The sequence below is a fragment of the Schaedlerella arabinosiphila genome (assembly GCF_003885045.1).
Lineage (GTDB): Bacteria > Bacillota > Clostridia > Lachnospirales > Lachnospiraceae > Schaedlerella > Schaedlerella arabinosiphila.
The window spans coordinates 5,209,387-5,227,721 of record NZ_RHJS01000002.1 but is presented as its reverse complement, the minus strand read 5'-3'; the positions used below and the strand labels follow the sequence as shown (position 1 = coordinate 5,227,721).

Below are 18,335 nucleotides of genomic sequence, written 5' to 3'. Positions count from 1 at the left end.
AGGCCGTTTCCAATCAGTTTCTGAGAGCGCTCTCTAAGAGTGCTCTCTAACATAAGGAGGTGGAAACTCATGAGTGAAACACAGGAGAAAAAAGTAAGTCTGGTCCAGACGATCTTATTTACAATATGCAGCGTTCTTGTACTGGATTCCCTGGCAGGGGCGCCTGCATTTGCAGGGGTAAGGTCCATTACCATGTGGCTCATCTTCGCGGTGATCTTTTTCATCCCATACGGCCTGCTGAACGCGGAGCTTGGAAGCACCTACCCGGATGCGGGCGGGATTACATCCTGGTGTACCCGCGCCTTTGGGGAACATACGGGCGTGCAGGTAGGCTGGTTTTACTGGATCAATGTAGCATTTTGGATGCCGGCGGTCTTTCTGACCTTTGCCTACTGGCTCAGTTATACATTTTTTCCGGATGCGCCCGTATGGGTCATCGCGGCCATTTCCCTGGCGATGAGCTGGCTGATCGTATGGATCGGCTATCGCGGCGTGGAGCTTTCCGTGGCGCTTACATCCATCGCGTCGATCTGCAAGATGACCATGCTTGTGATCTTCGGAGTTCTGGGCGTCGCCTATATTCTGAAAAACGGGCCGGCAAATTCTTTTACCATCGATGATTTTAAAATCACCTCTATGGGCGATATGTCCTCCGGGCTTGCGATCATCGTCTACAACCTGCTGGGTTTTGAGCTGATCGGCTCCATCGGGGATAAGATCGATCATCCGGAAAAGACGATTCCGAAAATGTCCATCCTGGCCGGTGTCGCGATCACCATCCTCTATGTGATCGGCACCTTCGGTATGCTGGCGGCGCTTCCGGCTGAAAATATCGACACCATGGACGGATTCTATTATGCGCTGGAAGAGCTGTGCTCCGTATTCGGAAGCGGCCAGAAATGGGTTCTGGGAATTTTGGTGATCGTGTCCTGCCTGACTCTGGTTTCCAATATGATCTCCTGGACGCTGGGGGCAAATGAAAGCCTGATCGCGGCCGAGCTGGACAAACGGAATGCATTTCTCGGCGCAAGAAGCAAATACGGTACCGCAGGAAATCTATACATTGTAATGGGCGTCCTTTCCACCGTGCTCCTGATCCTGAATTTCCTGCTGGGAAGCGAAGAGGCAAACGCGATTTTCTGGGATATTTTTTCCTTCAGCCTTGTCATCTTCATGATCCCATACCTGGTGATGTTTGCGGCGGCGGTCAAACTGCGCTACAGCGACGCCGGGAGGAAACGGGTCTACAGGGTGCCCGGCGGCAATGCGGGGATGTGGGTCTGCGGAATCCTTTGCTTCGGCTGTATCTGCATCTGCCTGTACTATATGTTTGCGGACGACATCGCCGCAGGAAACATGTTCGCGTTATCGGTGAAAATCATCGGAACGATCCTGTGCGCGGCCGTAGGGGAATACCTGTACCGGGCCGGGAAGAAAAAATAAGACAATACAGGCCGGATCTGTGTTATACTTTTATAAACGCCCCGGAACAGCGGCAGTATGAAGGAAACGAGGTAACCTCTTATGAACAAAAATCAGATCGTAATGATCCACGGAACAGATTATGTACAAATGACCGTCGATCTTTTGGAAGCAATCCATTTGGACGAGATCATCGGTGCGCACAGCAGGCGGGTTGCCTTGAAGCCCAACCTGCTCCATCCTGACAAGGCGGAAAACGGCGCCGTCACCCATCCGGAACTGGTGGAGGGCGTGCTGCGGTACCTGGGAGAGCATCATTTTTCCAACGTTTGCGTCATGGAGGGCGCGTGGGTGGGCGCCCGCACCAGCCAGGCGGTGGAGGTCTCCGGCGTGGCGGACATATGCCGGAAATATCAGGTTCCTTTTCTCGACCTGCAAAAGGATTCCTCCTACGTCTGCGATGCCTGCGGGATGCAGCTAAAGCTCTGCAGCGAGGTGGCAAAAACGGATTTTCTCATCAATCTGCCTGTCCTCAAAGGGCACTGTCAGACCCGGATTACCTGCGCCATGAAAAATGCAAAGGGCGTAATCCCCAACAGCGAAAAGCGGCGTTTTCACACGCTCGGCCTGCACAAACCGATCGCCCATCTGAATACGGTTCTGCCGCCCCAGCTTGTTCTGGTGGACAACATCTGCGGGGATCTGAATTTTGAGGAAGGCGGAAATCCGGTTGTCATGAACCGGATCTTCGCCTGTCTGGATCCTGTACTGTGCGATGCCTATGTCTGTGAATGCATCGGCTATTCCGTGGACGAGGTTCCCTATATCCCCATGGCCGCCCGGCTTGGCGCCGGAAATGCGGATACCTCCGGGGCGGAACTGGTTATGCTGAACCAGCCCTCCGGGACGCTTCCGAACATGCGCGCTTCCAGACGGATTCAGAAACTGGAAGCATATACCGACGCCCGGGATGCCTGCAGCGCCTGCTATGGCTCGCTGATCTTCGCACTGGAACGCCTGGAATCTGCCGGGGAAGCCCGCGGGAAATATGAGAAAATCCGGATCGGACAGGGTTGGAAGAAGGAGAATGATGGGAGTGGGAGCGAACCGGAAGCGACGGGGCTGGACAAATGGGACGGGAGCGGAATTGGTGTCGGAAACTGCACTCACGGCTGCCGGAAGCATTTGCCCGGGTGTCCTCCGAAGGCACGGGATATTGTGGAGTTTTTAAAGGAAAACTGGCAATAAACATTTTGAAATGTTATATAGAAAATATGTCGTCAGCAGCGTTGTTCTGCTGGGGAAAGAAAGCCGCTTCGGCCTGGCAATTCATGATGACAGGGAGGGACTCAGTAAAGTCCCTCCCTGTCTGGAATGAACGCAGGCTCAGGATGCGCCCCGCTTTTTACGGCGTTCCGCAAGCTGGGCAGCAAATATATTCTGCGTGATTTTCTCCTGATCCTCTTCGTTCAGTTCTAAAAACCTGCATCCGTATTCATATTTTGAATCTTCCCGCTCTATGATGCGCAGCACCTCGCAGAACATCACGGACATGGGCCTGTCCTCAAGCAGTTTTACTTTCAGCAGGAATTTGTCCCCTTCATTGTACTTCTGCTCTGAGAGAATACGGGCGCCCCCTACGCTGATATTCAGCATTCTGCAGGTCTCCTCCCCGGCCGAAAATCCGCCGAACGTGGTAACCACCGCCTCAATATCCGTATCCAGCCGAAAGAACGCGCGGTCATTCCCAATATGTGCGACCTTTAAATCCTCAACATTCCATATGCGCTTATCTCCGGGCGTAATGAGCCCCTCCATATAAACAGCCTTTCTTTCATGGTCGCTGTATCCGCGAATCCTGACATGGATCATTTCCACTTTCTGGGAATCCTCCGTCTCAGAAGGCTGCCCGCCCTCTTTCTCAGATTCCACCGCTTCTGAGGGCTGCTCCGAATCTGTCCGGGATGCTCCCATTTCTGAAATCTGTCCCGAATCCGTCCGGGATGCTCCCGTTTCTAAGGTCTGCTCAACTTCTTTCTCGGATGTCTCTGCTTCTAAAGGCTGCTCCGAATCCTCCTGGGGGAACTCCATTTTTGAATATTGCACCAGCTCCTCCTGGGAAAGTTCCATTTCGGAAAACTGTTCCAGATTTGCCTGATTTTTCCACAAATTTGTCAGCTTTGCGACAAACAGCAGGCGGCCGTCAAAGGTTGTGACCTCAACCCGCATACCGGAATAGGCTCTGAGTTCTTCATGGCTGCCTGCCTCTTGATCCTTTTCATTTTCTGATTGCTGCTCTTTGCCGCCCTTGCCAAACAAATCAAATAGCCACATGGTTTTACCTCCTGGTTCTCAATCGTCAAACGCACGCCCCGTCCAGGCCAGCTTCATTCTTCACGTATTATTTTTCACACAGTATTTTCATCTTTTCGTCAGCCCAGATTACCCTGTTGCGCCCGCTTTTTTTCGCATCATACAGCATCGTATCCGCGATTTTTAAATAAGAAGCATAGGAACTCCCCTTCTGCGGAATGACGGTCACGCCTCCGATACTGACCGTAACCCATTGGGAAACGGAAGGATCGTGTGCAATATGGAGATCCTCTACATCCTGCCGGATTTTTTTCAGATGGGCAAATGCCTTCTCCGAACTGTCGCCCAGCAGAATCCCCACAAATTCCTCGCCCCCATAGCGGGCCAGAAAATCCGTGCTGCGCTTTAAGCTGGAAGCCGCTGTTTTTGCCACTGCGGCAATGACTTTATCCCCGGCAGGATGACCGAACGTGTCGTTATAGACTTTGAAACGGTCAATATCAAACATGCAGATTGTAAACGGGGTCTGCAGCCGAACCGCTTCGTTCCATTTTGAAATGCTGTAGCTGTCATGCTGCCGCCTGTTTGCAATTCCGGTCAGCTGGTCGGTCCTCGACTGAAGCTCAATCTGTCTCCGATAATTGTACAGCTTGACATGCGTGTTGACCCTTGCTTTTATGATCAAGGGATGAAACGGTTTTGTAATGTAGTCCACTGCCCCTAAGATCAGCCCATACTGCTCATTTTCAATATCAGAAAGGCTGGTGATCAGAATAACCGGGACATTTTGGGTGATGATCTCCTCCTGCAGTTTTTTCAGCAGCGTAAAGCCATCCATCCCCGGCATCACTACATCCAGCAGGATCAGGGAATAGTTGTCGGCACTGGCAAGCCGGAGCCCTTCCTCTGCCGTATGGGCAGTGGTGACCTCATACTCATCATCCAAAATCTTTTTTAATTGCGCTGCCTGTAAAATGCTGTCATCAACAATTAAAATTTTTTCCATAACGATTCTCTCCTTGCTTTTCCTCATATCGGTGAGTAAATGTTCATTTACTTTATTTTTCAAAAAAATACCCCTCTACCATTTCAGAAGGGCTTTTTTGGCAGTGTCTTATGATTCATTTCTTCCTTACCTTTTTGTGCTTCTCCGGCTTCATGTAACCGCTCAGGCCGGTGCAAAGCAGCTGAAATACAGTATCCTCCGTCTCCTGGGTATCAGGAAGCACTCCCTCTACCACATACTTTGCGTACAGCACCGTACACGTAAGTATATGCAGCCAAAGCAAATCCTGATTCATCCGCTTCAGACTTGGAAACATCGTTTTGAATGTATCAACCATACCAACAAATGTGCTGAAATAACTGGTGTCCCGTGTCTCATGGTACTTCGGGAAAAATGTGCTGTCCCGGAATCGATGATAAAATACCGTCTCATCCGGATGCGCCACCCAAAAACGAAAATACGGCAGCCACAGCCTTTTCACTGTTCTCACCGGATCAGTGAGCAGGGTTATTGGATTGAACTTAATGTCTTCGAAAATCTCTGCTGCCTGCTGATCCACATAGGTAAAGCACTCCACGATCAACTGATCCTTACTGTCGAAATAACGGTACAGTGCCCCGGGAGAAATCCCCGCCAAATCGCTGACATTCTGGATTCGCACCCCTTCCAGTCCATACTCCCGCACAGCCTTCATCGCCGCGGAAATAATCCGGGTTTTGGTGTCATCCAACGTCAACCACCTCTCTCCAAAAAAACATTTATGTTTATTGATGATTTCTTTTGAAATTATACACTTTTCTATAGACGTTGACAATACCTATTTTCAAATTGATCTCCCATACTTTTTGTTTTTGTGAGTGTGAAATACGGCTTGTTTCTTATTTATAATTGGGGGCAGTCGGGAATCAATCTGTTTTCTAATTCTCTGATAAAGTATTGATAGCTGGGAGATCTGTTTTCATATAAATGTAAGCACTTTCCGATTTTATCAGCCCATTCACATTTCGCCTTTCCGATCTCTGTATAGTTTCCGCCGGCCTTCTTTTTAAGTTTTTGATAACCATGAGGATACACAATATCTGCCAATACCTCCCACGTATCGCAAATACCATCCTGCTCATATCTTTTCAAAAACTGTATTTTTGCATCAGGGTATGCTTCCCTGATTGCTCCGGGATCACCTAAGAGCCAGGCTTCCATCTCTTTAACCGCCACACAGAACACATAATCGCACAATACGATATTTGAAATCGCCGTATTCTCCAGCTCCTGTCTGAACTTCCGCACATCCCTTTGATCATTATCTAACACAATGATCAACGCAGAGTCTTCCATGCTCTGCAGTACCTTGCCAAATGCCCTCAGAAACATTGGGAGGTCATTCAATAGTTTCCCTGTCTTCCTCTCCAATACGCTTCCTTTTTTGCTCAAATGCCCAATTCCGCCAAAATGCTTTACATTCCAGACAATTTCTTTTTCCATATGCTGCTTTGTTAACTTTTGCATTACATGATCCACTAATATATTTGTGGATCTGTCCTCTATAAGAAACTGAAAAAACATCTATTCCTCCGTGCTTTCAAAATATTTGCTGTACCACATGTCACCAACCGCTACTCCTTCTTCTGCCAATTCTCTGACAAACACATAGTCTGAGGCCCGTCTTATCTCTGAGCAGCCGTCATTGTTCTTTGTCAAAACCCATACATCATCCGGCCCCAAAGCATTTACAAAAAACGGGCTGTGGGTTGTAATAAATAATTGCTTTGAAAAACCATTTCCAACATTGTTTTTCATTTCTTCCGCAAGCTCGCCCAGATAATGGTGATATAAACCATTCTCCGGCTCTTCTATAAATACGAGCTGCCGCGGATTTTTTTCATGCAGCAGCAAATAATAGGCAAAAAGCTTCAAGGTCCCGTCAGACATTCTCTGAGAATAGAACGGACGTTCAAAACCTTTTTCATAAAAGCGAAGCATCATTTGGCCATTTTCAAATTTCTGCGGCTCTATCTTTTCAATTCCAGGAAGTTTGGATTGAATTTCATGTAAAATTTTCTCAAATTCTCTCTTATTTTCCCGATACATATACTGCGCAACATTGTTGATGTTGCTTCCGATCCTGTCTAAATATGCCTGCGGCGCCGCATTCTGCAGCCTTCTTGCCGCATCAGGTGAAAAATAACAAAGATACCAGCTTTTCAAAAAATTCAGGAATTTTTCGATCCGGTCGTACTGCTTCATGGCTCCCAAAGTAACAATTCCAAGACGCCGAATATCTGAAAGCTGTACCTCTACTTTTTTTCCGGTGATGCTGCCGTCATCATCCTGGCCTCCGTCATCGTTTCCCTCAAACGCATATCCCGCCCCCTCCTGCAGATACATAAAAGTTCTCGGACATCCATGCTTTTCTACCCGCTGGCGAAGTCTCTCCCTTTTGACATAAGGGCGGCCAGTTTTATCTAAATCGATTTCCAGTTCATACGTAATCGGGCGTGTTTTGCTTGATTCCCGGTAGTATAGTTCAAATAGAATCGGTTCTGCGGCTCCCTGTGTGATCAGTCTTTCAAATCCTCCCCGGTTATTCGCGTCGCAGGCCGCCTCCACTCCTACTTCCAAACAGTCTGCTATGAATCCAAAAGCATCCGCCAGAGTGCTTTTTCCATTCCCGCTCTGCCCGATCACAGCAACCAGATTTCCAAGCGCCCTGGCTCTCTGATTCGTTCTTGTCTTTCCAAGTACAATATCTTTTAAAACTCCATAATTCTGAATTTTTATTCCTTCTATTTTACCCATATTTCTCTCCATTCTCAAATTTGCCCAAGTGTATTCCCTTATGGCCATCCGCTTTCTTTCACAAGGTATTGCATATAGCATTTCCTCGTAATTCCGTATTTAATCTTTTTGTATAATCATCATAGCATCGTTTCGCGTCTTAATCAATCAACAAAAATGTTCATATTTTTTGTTCTTCATTCAATACAGATATTCAAATTGCTGCTGTAGTTTTTGTATTCAGTCCACATACAGCCGCCCTTTCTTTATCGAGGTAGAATCGCTGTGCACCCCAAGCAGGCACAGATAATATTCCCCATCCTTTTTGACCTGGAGATCATATTTCTGAAGCAATTCATTGCTGAGACCGTCAAAATCATAATCCTTATTCATCAATTTTCCATCCAGAATATACGTATATATGATAGGCTGACCCCGTCCCCAGCTTTGTTCGAAGGGGTACTCCTCCGCTTCAAAATGAAGTGTCTGCCCCTTTTTTAATTTCCAACCTTTATTCCCCTCTTTTGTGAAAATCACCATCGCGTTATGCGTAAATATCACTTCCGGAGTCGTGTAATACCCATCCTCCTTCTCCGCTTCAAAGAGATCCATTGCATATGGGAGATGCTCTTCCGATTCTATGCTTTTGATTAAGCCGGGTATCTCATACTGTATTTCCGGTTTTATTTGTTTATTTAGTCTGGATGCCTGTTCCTTGCGAAATTCCTCCAGACTTTTGACTGTCACATCGGGGGCCATCAAACGCTTTCCCACATAATCCCGGTTGCTGTCATTGATTTCTTCCGCCCCGGCTTTCTGGAAAATACCGTCTATGATAATAGGCTGATCCGCAAGCGCAACGGCGGCAGACAATCCGGCTCCTATTACAGCAGCCAATAACAGCCTGAATTTTGCTTTTTTCTTTTTCAGGACGTGAGGGCTTTCTTTCTGGCTTATCATTTTCAAAACACCGTTTATTGTAGTCTCTGCCGAAAAGAATGTGCCGTCTCTGTCTGTAGTATCTTCCGTATCCTCAGGGGATGCAGTACTCTCTGCCATATCCTCTGACAGCAGTTCCAATGCGTCTTCAGCCATGAGATCAAAAAGCTCGTAAAAACTAATCTTCATAGATAAATCCCTCCTCCTCTAAAATTTTTTTCAATTTGCTCCTGCTTCTTTTTAAATTGATTTTGACAGTTGACAGGGGCATGTTTTCTTCTTCTGCGATTTCTTTTATTTTTTTACCCTGGAAATAATATTTCAACAGTAAAATCTGATTTTTTTTACTTAACTGCGCCATGGCGGATTGAAGAATCTGGCTTTTTTCAATCTGTGAAAAGGAATCATTCATCTCGCCTAAAATATGTTCATCCAAAGGCAGATTCTGTACGATTCTATTTTTTTCATTGATCGCGGTATTTCTCGCAATCGCTCCCAGATAAGGTTTTAGATCCGTATAATTCTGTATATCGAGCTTGTCCGCATTTTCCCACATCCGGAAAAAAATCTCGTTGACTACCCCCTGCATATCTATTTCCGCCGAATATCCGCACAAAATTTTATATACGATTATCGAAACATACGGATTATACTTTTTTATGATTTCTTCCAATGCTTTTTGTTCTCTTTTTCTTAACAGTTCCATTGTTTTCGAATCATCCATTCCGTGCCCTCCTTCCTGATAAAATGGCCATACGGCCATGCATTGCATAATGTCCTTTCATATAAATATGTACCAATGTATATAGAAAAAAGTTTCATATTCCTTCTTTTTATTTTCGGGAACAAGAAAAAAGCCCCCTTCTCCTCGGTGTGACCTGAGAGGAGGAGGGGACGATCCATCTGGTGCGTGAATGTTGCTAGAGCACTCAAAGGGTGTGAACAATATCGCGTGAATGCGGCCAAAGCCGCCTGAAATTTCTATTCAAATATGATTTTCTCCATATATATGGTAAAATTTATTATAGACCTGCTTCATATCATGGTACTTCCCGGCCGTGTGTATTCCGTAAACTTCCTCCACGGAATATGGCAGATTCGCTAAATCTTCTCTGGTAATGATCACAAAATAGTTATCTGATTCCTTTACCATCCCCGCAAAATCTGTTGTTTTCAGAAACAGGTTATCCTCGTCCAGAAAAATAATCTGATCATGCAGGTTCTGCAATACCAGCTTCCAGTCAAGCTCCTCCAGTACGCGGCATTTCTTCTCACACTGTACCTCCACCCCTGAACTGAAATCCAATACATGGTGCAGATTAATCGTCAGATCCTTCCTTTTTCCAATCTCCACGATCCATTTTGCACAGTTATCCCCGCAGGACGACGCGTTAAAAATTTTCCCCGTATCATCAAACATCATCAGGATCAGAGTCTTTACCCCACCGGATATCTCTTTCGGGGAAATGGGCCCCAGCACCGGGCTTTCGATCAGATGCGCACTGATCACCTCGGATTTATCAATATCCCTTACCATTTCTACGGACAAGGGATCTGTGATCCACTCATCCTCATATTGGTTGTCAAAATATGTTGGCGGATGGTATATAGAATTTTCGATATCTCCAAAAATAATTTTCAGCATATGTCCTCCTGTTCCCAAGCTCTGCAAAACCGTTTCTTCTTAAAATATATATTACTCTATAATGCATATAATTTCAATGTGCATGAAAAGAATACGCAGAGTCGAGGAAATGTCTGTATCCCATCCTTCCACCTTATTCCTATGGAACCCCCGCACACAACAGTCTGCCGCGTACAGCTTCCAGTCCTCCACGAATTTCAGGTAAAATACATCCGTACTTTGTTAAAGCAGACACTTTTCAGAGTTTCCAGCGTCTGCTCCTGGATATCCCCGGTACCGGCACATTATCTCCTTAACAAACTTTCCTCATCCGCACTGCCATATACTGCTTCTGGGGCAGCTCAATCCGCACGCTTCCCGCATAGGTTCCCGGCAGCTTTTCCACGGTCATGTCCCAGGTATCGATCAGTTCAATCTCGTAGCTGCAGCCCTCCGGCAGCTCATAGGTACGGAATGCCGGCTGGAAAAATCCGAAATAATACAGATAGTAGGAGTGGTCTTCTTCCCTGCACAGGCACGGCACATCCCAGTTGGCCTCATGGTTTTCCGGCGTCAGCTTCAAGGGCGCGGCCCCTTCCGGCACATCCTCCATGATTCCCTTTAAGAACGCGATCCGCTCCGGGCAGGTGCCGTGCAGCTTTCCGCCGTGGGACCACCAGATCTGCTCATGCTGTACATAAACCTCGCCGTGGGACAGGTATCCGCCCCGGATACATCCCTCCCAAAACCGCCGGGTCATTTCCTCGCCCGTGATATTTCCCCAGCCGAAATTAATGTTTCCCTCATAAGCACATTCATCCACCACAACAGGCTTCTGATATTCCTGACGCCACTCGCTCACCGCTTCCGCCGTCTTGTAGACATCAATCCTCTGAATACTCACATGGGTGATCCACGGCCGGGTATGGTCGTAAAGCTTCACACAGTTGTGGATAGAACGCAGATGGCCGTATGAATCCCTGCACATAACGGTCCGCGCGTACAGTTCCCAGTCCTCCACGGATTTCCAGGGAAGCAGGTCAAACTCATTTGCCAGCGCCCACCATACATTCTTAAAATGGCACAGCCGGTCCACCGCGTATTTCAGGTAAAACACATCCGTCTCCCGGTCCATTTTCGCAAATCCCCATTTGTCATAGGGGTGCAGCAGAATGAGATCCGCTTCAATTCCCAGCTCGTCAAGCTGCCTGATCCGTTTCTCCAGATTGTCCCAGAAAACCGGGTTAAACCGGGTATGATCGAAGCCTTCCGCTTCATTGCCTTCAAAGGCATAAAATTCCGGATCGGCAGTGTTGTACGTGTAAAACTTCGGGAAAATACACATCCGCACTTTGTTAAAGCAGGAGCTTTTCAGCGTTTCCAGCGTCTGCTCCTGGATATCCCCGGGCTGGTTGATCCATGCATAGCAGGTCGTGCCGAAGGGCTGGAACCTGGAGCCGTCCTCGTATGAAAAGTGAAACCGGTCTTCCTCTGTACAGGCACTCTGGGGATACACCTCATCTTTCCGCAGAACCCGGCCGTGATTGCCCTCCGACGCAGGAGTACATTCACAGACCAGCCTGCGGCCGTTCAGCATGGGATCATTGGATCGCGTGACTGCCGTCCATGTACCCGGCTCTGCAGGCATAAAGCGCACTCTGTAATTGCCGTCCCCGCAGTAAAAACCATTCACTTCGACTGTTTCCGAATCATTTTTAAATGCAGCCTTCAGCCAAATATCCGTATAGGGATTGCCCTGGGCGGTTCCTGTCAGATTTTCTTCAAAAATTTTATATTGCTCTGTCATGTTCTCTGTCTCCTTTAATATAAATTCTGCTGAAAATTTTTCCGACTGCGCGTCTGCAATCCGGCAGATCATCCGCGTTTTTCCAGATCTTTCACGATTCCGTCATATTCCTTATCCAATTTATAGAATAGCAGGATTACAAACATTGCCGCAAATACTGCCAGCGGAACGTACAGGAAGATCACCCGAATCCCGCTGATTGCGGATGCCGGCTGGGATACCGAGGAGCTCACAAATCCGAATGCCGCAAGCACCCAGCCAAGTACGGCGGAGCCGATACCGGAGCCAACCTTCTGTCCGATGGAATTGGCGCTGAATACCAGGCCCTCCGCCCGGATGCCGGAATGCCAGTCGTTGTATTCCACCGTATCTGCCAGCATACCATACATGACGCCGGACAGAGCCGCATTTCCGATCCCTTTGACTACAGCGGCCGTATACAAGATCGCATAGCTGGTAGGATTCAGCAATACCATCGCATATCCGATGAAGGAAATTGCCACGCCGCCGACGGCAATCCGCTGCTTGCCCACCTTGCGGATAATCATTGTGCAGGCCGCAAATGCCACGAAGGAAGCGATATTCTGGAACAATGACAGGGTTCCTACCAGCGTAGTATCATCCATGATATACTGCGCGTAATATACATTGACACCGATAAATGCATTGACCGTACTGTTCAAAAAGAAGATTGCCAGAAGCTGAATCCAGTATTTATTTTTCAGCAGGCTCAGCAGCGCATCTCTGATGCTGACCTTTTCCACCTTGCCGTTTTCCTCGGCTGTCTCCGTCACTGCTTCTTTCGTTGTGAAGAACACGACCAGGAAAAGTACGATCGCTGCCGCGCCGTATACCAGAAATGTTTTCTGCCACGCGGCGGAATCATTTCCGAAAAAAGCAACCAGCGGGAGGGTCGCCGCATTGACCACCATACCGCCCCCAAAGGCAAAGATCATCTTGGAAATGTTCAGATAGCCCCGTTCCGTCTGGTTCTTGGTCATCAATGCCGCCAGGGAACCGAATGGAAGATTGATAGCCGTATACACGATCGTGACTGCCAGATTGTAGGTCAAAAAAGCATATACAATCTTTCCCGTCGTCCCAAAATCGGGGGCGCTGAACATCAGTACCAGTGAAACAGCAAAGGGGATGCACCACCAGAGAAGCCAGGGACGTGCTTTTCCATGCCTGCTGTGGATCTTTTCCATAAAAGTTCCCACAATCAGGTCACTGACGCCGTCCATCAAACGGGAAGCTAGAAGCAGAGTTCCCACAACTCCCGCACCAAGACCTGCCACATTTGTCAGGAAATAGGTGAAAAATGAGTTTACCGGGGTGTACATCATATTGTTGGCAAAATCACCGACACCATAGCCAATCCGCTCTTTCATATGAAGAGAACGATTCTCGCCTTCATAGGCATTTAAATTTGTTTTCATCTGTTTTATCCTTTCTCTTTCCTTCTTCTGCTGTTGCTAATGACTGTTCAAAATTTTATTTGTTTAACCGGCTAAACTTTATAAACATATTATATTTGTTTTAAACTTATTTTTCAACCACTTTTGTTTATTTTTAAACTTTTCAGCGTATTTTATAATAAAGTTTCGTTTATTTTATGATAATATTACAAAAATAAATCAGCTTTTAAACATTTTTCGTTTAATTATGTTTAAAAGCCGATTTTACAGACCGCAGAATGGACACGAAGCATACATTATGAAACAGCCGTATGGCCATAATGGGATGCCCTTGGGTATACCTTGTGAAACGGCCGAATGGCCATAATGGGGTGCCCTTGGGAATACGTTTATACACTCTTCCCCGGAAGCAATTCCGGCACGGCAAATACCCGGATGCAGGTAGCCCACTCTCCCCTTATTTCCCGATCCAGCAGGCTCATGGCTACTGCCGCCCGCTCTACATGGGGGATCTTCACCTGGGTCAGCCTGACATCCGGCACGGCATACTCCGGCACCTCGTCGATCCCTACAAGCTTTAGTTCTTTCGGCACCCGGATTCCCAGCTTCCGCAGGGCTGTCAGTACGCCGATCGATACCTGATAATTTTCCGTAATAATCCCGTCCGGCACCTTATGGGAACTTAGATGCTCCGCGGCCCGCTCCGTGATCTCGCCCACCGAATTTCCCAGCAGAACCAGAGCATCCTTCTTCGGAAATTCCTCCCATTTGAGCAGGGTGTTCCGGAATGCCTCCCTGCGTTTCTGAAAATTATAAATGTCCTTTCCTGTTCCGAAATAACGGATATCCGAGGCCCCGGCCGTTTTCAAAAGCTCCAGCCCCATTTCCACGGCCCTTGCATTGTCGATGCAGACCGAACTATAGGAGCCGTCCGGCATCTCGTAATCATAGATAACCAGAGGCTTGCAGATCCGGCGGATGATCTCATGATCCGCCGCGTTCATCTCCGTCCCGAACAGGATCACGCCTGCCACCATATCCAGGTTGCACTCCTCTATGATATCCTGGAGGTTGCCGTCCGTTTCGTTTAAATATGTGAGCCCGTACAGATACCCCCTCTTCCGGGCCTCCGAGTCAAACGTGCTGAGCACCTCCGACCAGAGATCCAGCTCCGGATCGCAGACCACCTGCTTTCTATGATTGATGATCACAACCTTTATGATCCGGAAGGCCCGCGCCGGTTCCGGCGCTGCCTTCTCCGGCATGGCTCCCTCATTTTTTTCCATTTCCTCAATGCACTGGAGTATCCTCTGCCTTGTCTGCTCGTTCACCCCCGGCTTGCCGTTGACAGCCAGGGATACCGTTGCCTTCGATATTCCAAGATACCTCGCCACATCTGCCATTTTTATCTTCACAATCAACACCTCTGTTCTTTTCGGAAACATGCATGAACGATTCACGCATATGAAACTCCGAATACGAAAACTCTGCCTGAACAACTGTCTATAAATATGTTTCATTATAGTAAAAACGGCCGAAGGTTTCAACTCTGTTTCGTTTAAATTATAAACAGCCGGCAATTTCCAAATGAAAGATTACTATTGAATCATCTGCCCGGAGTTGTTATACTTTATAAAATAAGCATAGTTATAGTAAAATGCACTTTGGGTATCCCAGCAGAAACAGAATTGCTTTGGAGGTGAAGCCAGCATGGAATTGAAGAAAAAACTCCCCATCGGAATTGAATTTTTTAAAGATTTTCAGAGGGATGGTTTCTACTATGTAGACAAAACAGGCTTTATCCGTGATCGTTTTAATCGACGAGTACGACGTTCCTCTGGATAAAGCTTACCAATACGGCTATTACCCGGAGATGGTCAATCTAATCCGCTCCCTGTTCAGCCAGGTGTTTAAGACAAATGGGAATCTGTATTTTGCCGTCATTACAGGATGCCTTCGAATCGCCAGGGAGAGTATATTTACAGGGCTGAATAATTTTAAGGTGCGAGCCATTTCCGACGTAGACTTTGCGGAATATTTCGGTTTTACTGATGATGAAGTAAAGGATATGCTGTGTTACTATGGACTGGAAGCTTCTTTCGCACAAATTAAGGAATGGTATGACGGATATCGTTTTGGAAATACAGACGTGTACTGCCCATGGGATGTCATTAACCAATGTGATAAACTTCGGGCACGTGCCAATGCCCCTATGGAAGCCCACTGGGAAAACAGCAGCAGCAACGCAATCGTACAGAACATCCTCGAAACCGCAACGGAAACAACAAAAAGTGAGATCGAAGCCCTGATTTCCGGTGAGTCTGTGGAAAAAGTTCTGGTCCCTGAGCTGACCTATACGGATCTGGACAGCGAAGATCAGGAGGTGCGCCAGACCTATCTGTGGAGCGTGCTGCTTGCGGCAGGATATCTGACCGATGCCGAACTGCCGGAAAACGGAGTTCACAAGCTTATAATTCCGAATCGGGAAGTGCTGGGGATCTATGAAAAGCGGATTCGCTCCTGGTTTAAAGTAAAGATCGTAAGTGATACAACCCGGTGGAAGGCTTTCTGCGATGCGGTAAAAACCGGAGAATATAAGGAAGTGCAGAGATTATTTAATGAATTTATGTCCGATTCTATCAGCATCCGGGATACTTATGTGAAGAAGGAAATGAAAGAAAACTTGCCCACAGGGAAAGCGATCACTAAGGGTTCCAAAAAACAGAACCCAAGTGTCTGCTTTTATCACGGAATGCTGCTTGGACTATTGCGCGCGGAAGGCAGTTGGAGTATCAAGTCGAATGCGGAATCCGGTATAGGCTACACAGATATTCGGCTGGAAATCCCAGCAGCCAGGGTCGGCTGCGTAATTGAGGTAAAATATGCAGAAAACGGACAGTATGATCCGGCCTGCTCCAAAGCAATGGAGCAGATTGGAAAGGGCGGGTATATCGAGGTTCTGAAGCAGGATGGAATGCAGACGATCCACAAATACGGTATCGCATGTTATAAAAAAACATGCCGAATATCATACTGTATGGAAAGTGTGTGACACGATCATTAAAAATGCGGGTGTGGCATACCCATATACGCACCGCCCCTGTTTTATCCTGATGACAGCAGAAGGAGAACGCCTATGAATACCATAAATATCCCTGTCGGGACCTCTAACTTTGCCGAGATCAGAAGAAAAGGCAGCTACTTCATTGATAAGTCCTCTCTGATTGAGCAATTATTGAAAACACAAAGTACAAAAGTTACATTGATCACACGGCCCCGCCGTTTCGGAAAAACACTTGGTATGAGTATGCTGTCAGAATTTTTTGACATACAGAAAAACAGCCGCGCTTTATTCGAGGGGCTGTCTGTTATGAAAAATAAAGAGCTCTGCAGGCAATGGATGAATCAATATCCCACACTGTTTCTGTCCTTTCGAAGTGTGGACGGGCTGAACTTTTCCGGCGCATACGCGCAGCTCGCATCTGTCATTGCCGAGCTGTACAAAAAGCACATTTACCTGGCAGAAAGCGAACGCATCCAGCCCCTGGACAAAGAGCAGTTTCACAGAACAGCAGGGTTACAGAGCACACCATGACCAGATGTACCCTGTAACTCAATAACAAGGAGAGCATCATGACAATCTACGATATTGCCGAGCTTGCCGGCGTATCCGCAAGCACCGTATCACGCGTGATCAACAACAAGCCGGGAATCCGGGAAGCCACGCGGGAAAAAGTGAAAGCCCTGCTGAAAGAGCACAACTACACCCCCGACGAGAACGCCCGGGGTCTGGTCAATAAGAATACCCGGCTGATCGGCATCCTGCTGGCGGATATCCGAAGCGCGCACCACACCGACCTGACCTATGCCGTGGAAAAATATCTCCGCGGGAAAGGCTACTGCGGCATTATCCTGAACGCCGGTTCCCATGCCGGGGAAATGCTCGAAGCCATCCGCATCCTGGAGCAGCGCCGGGTGGACGGTGTCCTGATGGTAGGCTCCGTCTTTCAGAATGAGGAGGTGGAAAACGGCATCCGGGAGCATTTTGCAAATATCCCCGTGGTGTTTGCCAACGGACGCTTCGACCTGCCAAACGTATACTGCGTCCTGGTAGACGAATGCGACGGTGTGGAGCACTGCGTAGACCTGCTGGTCAAAAAAGGAAAAGGAAATGCCGCGTTTATCGGAGAACTGGACACCCCCAGCAGCCATGAAAAGCTCAAAGGGTTCAAGCGCGCCATGCTCCGCTGCGGCCGTTCCGAAGACTCCCTGGTAATCCTGGGCGGAGAGCCCTCCAGGGAAAGCGGATATGAACTGACCCGGCAGTTATTAAGCCGGCATCCGGACATTCAGAGCGTGATCTATTCTGAAGACCTGGTTGCTGCAGGCGGGATGCGCGCCTTCTGGGACGCAGGCGTCCGGATTCCGGATGAAATGGCAGTCATCGGGATCGACAATACCATCTACGGAGAATTGAGCTGCCCCCGTTTCACCTCACTGGATAACAAGATGACGGAAATGGCATCCGAAGCGGCAAGAATCCTGATCGACGCCATCGAAGGGCGGCAGAACCCGCGGAAGATCATGCTGCTGTCAGACATTGTAGAACGCGAAAGCACATAAGGCCGTTCAGAAGGCGGCACGGCTTCCACAGCCGCCTTTATCTCATTCTCCTTGGAGCCGTCCGCCAGGAGGATGAGCACCTTTGCCCCATAATCCTCCTCCTGCTCCCGCTTCGTCCGTTCCATCCCGTCCGGGAAAATATCGGTCAGGATCAGGCTTGCCCCTTCATCTGCAAATGCACGGGCCACCCCTCTGGCGATCCCGCCGCCTCCTCCGGTCAGCATAACCACTCTGTCTTCCATCCTTCGTAAATGCTGCATAAAATTACCTCCATTCCATTTTTGTTTCCTGATGTCTTGCGACCGATCATATCAAATTTCAAAATTTTTGTCAATAAAATAAATTTTTATCAATCTTTATTCATTTTTTACAGATCATTTTTTTACACTTTCGCAAAAACTCCCGAAT

General features: G+C 47.8%; 14 protein-coding genes and 3 pseudogenes. 5 read left to right on the top strand and 12 right to left on the bottom strand.

The window, feature by feature from the left end:
• The first annotated feature begins 69 nt into the window (after positions 1-69).
• Positions 70-1,443, top strand: a complete 1,374-nt coding sequence (locus EBB54_RS24715; protein ID WP_125129393.1) for an APC family permease — start codon at positions 70-72, stop codon at positions 1,441-1,443.
• Positions 1,444-1,524: 81 nt separating this feature from the next.
• A complete protein-coding gene (locus tag EBB54_RS24710) occupies positions 1,525-2,670 on the top strand; it encodes a DUF362 domain-containing protein (protein WP_125129392.1) in 1,146 nt (381 codons plus the stop codon).
• A 138-nt stretch (positions 2,671-2,808) separates the two neighbouring features.
• Here EBB54_RS24710 and EBB54_RS24705 read toward each other — a convergent pair whose 3' ends face one another.
• From EBB54_RS24705 to EBB54_RS24655, 11 genes and pseudogenes are all read right to left on the bottom strand, one after another.
• On the bottom strand, positions 2,809-3,756 hold the full coding sequence (locus EBB54_RS24705) for a flagellar brake protein (protein WP_125129391.1): 948 nt from the start codon (positions 3,754-3,756) through the stop codon (positions 2,809-2,811).
• Between the two features lie 67 nt (positions 3,757-3,823).
• The gene (locus EBB54_RS24700) at positions 3,824-4,741 is read right to left on the bottom strand and encodes a diguanylate cyclase (RefSeq protein ID WP_125129390.1); all 918 of its coding nucleotides are present in this window, start codon (positions 4,739-4,741) and stop codon (positions 3,824-3,826) included.
• Between the two features lie 115 nt (positions 4,742-4,856).
• The gene (locus EBB54_RS24695; protein ID WP_004075604.1) at positions 4,857-5,471 is read right to left on the bottom strand and encodes a TetR/AcrR family transcriptional regulator; all 615 of its coding nucleotides are present in this window, start codon (positions 5,469-5,471) and stop codon (positions 4,857-4,859) included.
• A gap of 152 nt (positions 5,472-5,623) precedes the next feature.
• Positions 5,624-6,223 (bottom strand): hypothetical protein, encoded by a 600-nt coding sequence (locus EBB54_RS24690; RefSeq protein ID WP_205128766.1) that lies wholly within the window; start codon positions 6,221-6,223, stop codon positions 5,624-5,626.
• A gap of 81 nt (positions 6,224-6,304) precedes the next feature.
• Entirely contained in the window at positions 6,305-7,537 is a 1,233-nt protein-coding gene (locus EBB54_RS24685; protein ID WP_170178107.1) for an AAA family ATPase, read from the bottom strand.
• 219 nt (positions 7,538-7,756) lie between these two features.
• A complete protein-coding gene (locus tag EBB54_RS24680; protein WP_125129387.1) occupies positions 7,757-8,644 on the bottom strand; it encodes a hypothetical protein in 888 nt (295 codons plus the stop codon).
• Positions 8,634-9,179 carry an RNA polymerase sigma factor gene (locus tag EBB54_RS24675; protein WP_125129386.1) on the bottom strand — a complete coding sequence of 182 codons (546 nt, stop codon included), beginning with the start codon at positions 9,177-9,179 and terminating at the stop codon, positions 8,634-8,636. Before EBB54_RS24675 ends, EBB54_RS24680 begins: the two co-directional genes overlap by 11 nt.
• 567 nt (positions 9,180-9,746) lie before the next feature.
• A pseudogene (locus EBB54_RS32335) lies at positions 9,747-10,100 on the bottom strand (DUF4869 domain-containing protein); the annotation flags it as partial.
• A 292-nt stretch (positions 10,101-10,392) separates the two neighbouring features.
• The gene (locus tag EBB54_RS24665) at positions 10,393-11,886 is read right to left on the bottom strand and encodes a DUF5605 domain-containing protein (protein ID WP_125129384.1); all 1,494 of its coding nucleotides are present in this window, start codon (positions 11,884-11,886) and stop codon (positions 10,393-10,395) included.
• Between the two features lie 68 nt (positions 11,887-11,954).
• Positions 11,955-13,325, bottom strand: a complete 1,371-nt coding sequence (locus tag EBB54_RS24660) for an MFS transporter (RefSeq protein ID WP_125129383.1) — start codon at positions 13,323-13,325, stop codon at positions 11,955-11,957.
• 368 nt (positions 13,326-13,693) lie between these two features.
• The gene (locus tag EBB54_RS24655; RefSeq protein WP_162307196.1) at positions 13,694-14,719 is read right to left on the bottom strand and encodes a LacI family DNA-binding transcriptional regulator; all 1,026 of its coding nucleotides are present in this window, start codon (positions 14,717-14,719) and stop codon (positions 13,694-13,696) included.
• A gap of 389 nt (positions 14,720-15,108) precedes the next feature.
• Between EBB54_RS24655 and EBB54_RS24650 the strand changes: the two are divergent.
• From EBB54_RS24650 to EBB54_RS24640, 3 genes and pseudogenes are all read left to right on the top strand, one after another.
• A pseudogene (locus EBB54_RS24650) lies at positions 15,109-16,356 on the top strand (PD-(D/E)XK nuclease domain-containing protein); the annotation flags it as partial.
• An 84-nt stretch (positions 16,357-16,440) separates the two neighbouring features.
• Positions 16,441-16,899: an AAA family ATPase gene (locus tag EBB54_RS24645; RefSeq protein ID WP_243127802.1), complete on the top strand. Its 459-nt coding sequence runs from the start codon at positions 16,441-16,443 to the stop codon at positions 16,897-16,899.
• A gap of 38 nt (positions 16,900-16,937) precedes the next feature.
• Positions 16,938-17,927, top strand: a complete 990-nt coding sequence (locus tag EBB54_RS24640; RefSeq protein WP_004075632.1) for a LacI family DNA-binding transcriptional regulator — start codon at positions 16,938-16,940, stop codon at positions 17,925-17,927.
• 29 nt (positions 17,928-17,956) lie between these two features.
• Here the strand turns inward: EBB54_RS24640 and EBB54_RS31440 are convergent.
• A pseudogene (locus EBB54_RS31440) lies at positions 17,957-18,151 on the bottom strand (SDR family NAD(P)-dependent oxidoreductase); the annotation flags it as partial.
• Between the last annotated feature and the right edge of the window lie 184 nt (positions 18,152-18,335).

Coding starts and splice junctions, on each gene's coding strand:
- EBB54_RS24715 (WP_125129393.1), top strand. CDS start 70: ATGAGTGAAACACAGGAGAAAAAAGTAAGTCTGGTCCAGACGATCTTA.
- EBB54_RS24710 (WP_125129392.1), top strand. CDS start 1,525: ATGAACAAAAATCAGATCGTAATGATCCACGGAACAGATTATGTACAA.
- EBB54_RS24705 (WP_125129391.1), bottom strand. CDS start 3,756: ATGTGGCTATTTGATTTGTTTGGCAAGGGCGGCAAAGAGCAGCAATCA.
- EBB54_RS24700 (WP_125129390.1), bottom strand. CDS start 4,741: ATGGAAAAAATTTTAATTGTTGATGACAGCATTTTACAGGCAGCGCAA.
- EBB54_RS24690 (WP_205128766.1), bottom strand. CDS start 6,223: ATGGAAAAAGAAATTGTCTGGAATGTAAAGCATTTTGGCGGAATTGGG.
- EBB54_RS24685 (WP_170178107.1), bottom strand. CDS start 7,537: ATGGGTAAAATAGAAGGAATAAAAATTCAGAATTATGGAGTTTTAAAA.
- EBB54_RS24680 (WP_125129387.1), bottom strand. CDS start 8,644: ATGAAGATTAGTTTTTACGAGCTTTTTGATCTCATGGCTGAAGACGCA.
- EBB54_RS24675 (WP_125129386.1), bottom strand. CDS start 9,179: ATGGATGATTCGAAAACAATGGAACTGTTAAGAAAAAGAGAACAAAAA.
- EBB54_RS24665 (WP_125129384.1), bottom strand. CDS start 11,886: ATGACAGAGCAATATAAAATTTTTGAAGAAAATCTGACAGGAACCGCC.
- EBB54_RS24660 (WP_125129383.1), bottom strand. CDS start 13,325: ATGAAAACAAATTTAAATGCCTATGAAGGCGAGAATCGTTCTCTTCAT.
- EBB54_RS24645 (WP_243127802.1), top strand. CDS start 16,441: ATGAATACCATAAATATCCCTGTCGGGACCTCTAACTTTGCCGAGATC.
- EBB54_RS24640 (WP_004075632.1), top strand. CDS start 16,938: ATGACAATCTACGATATTGCCGAGCTTGCCGGCGTATCCGCAAGCACC.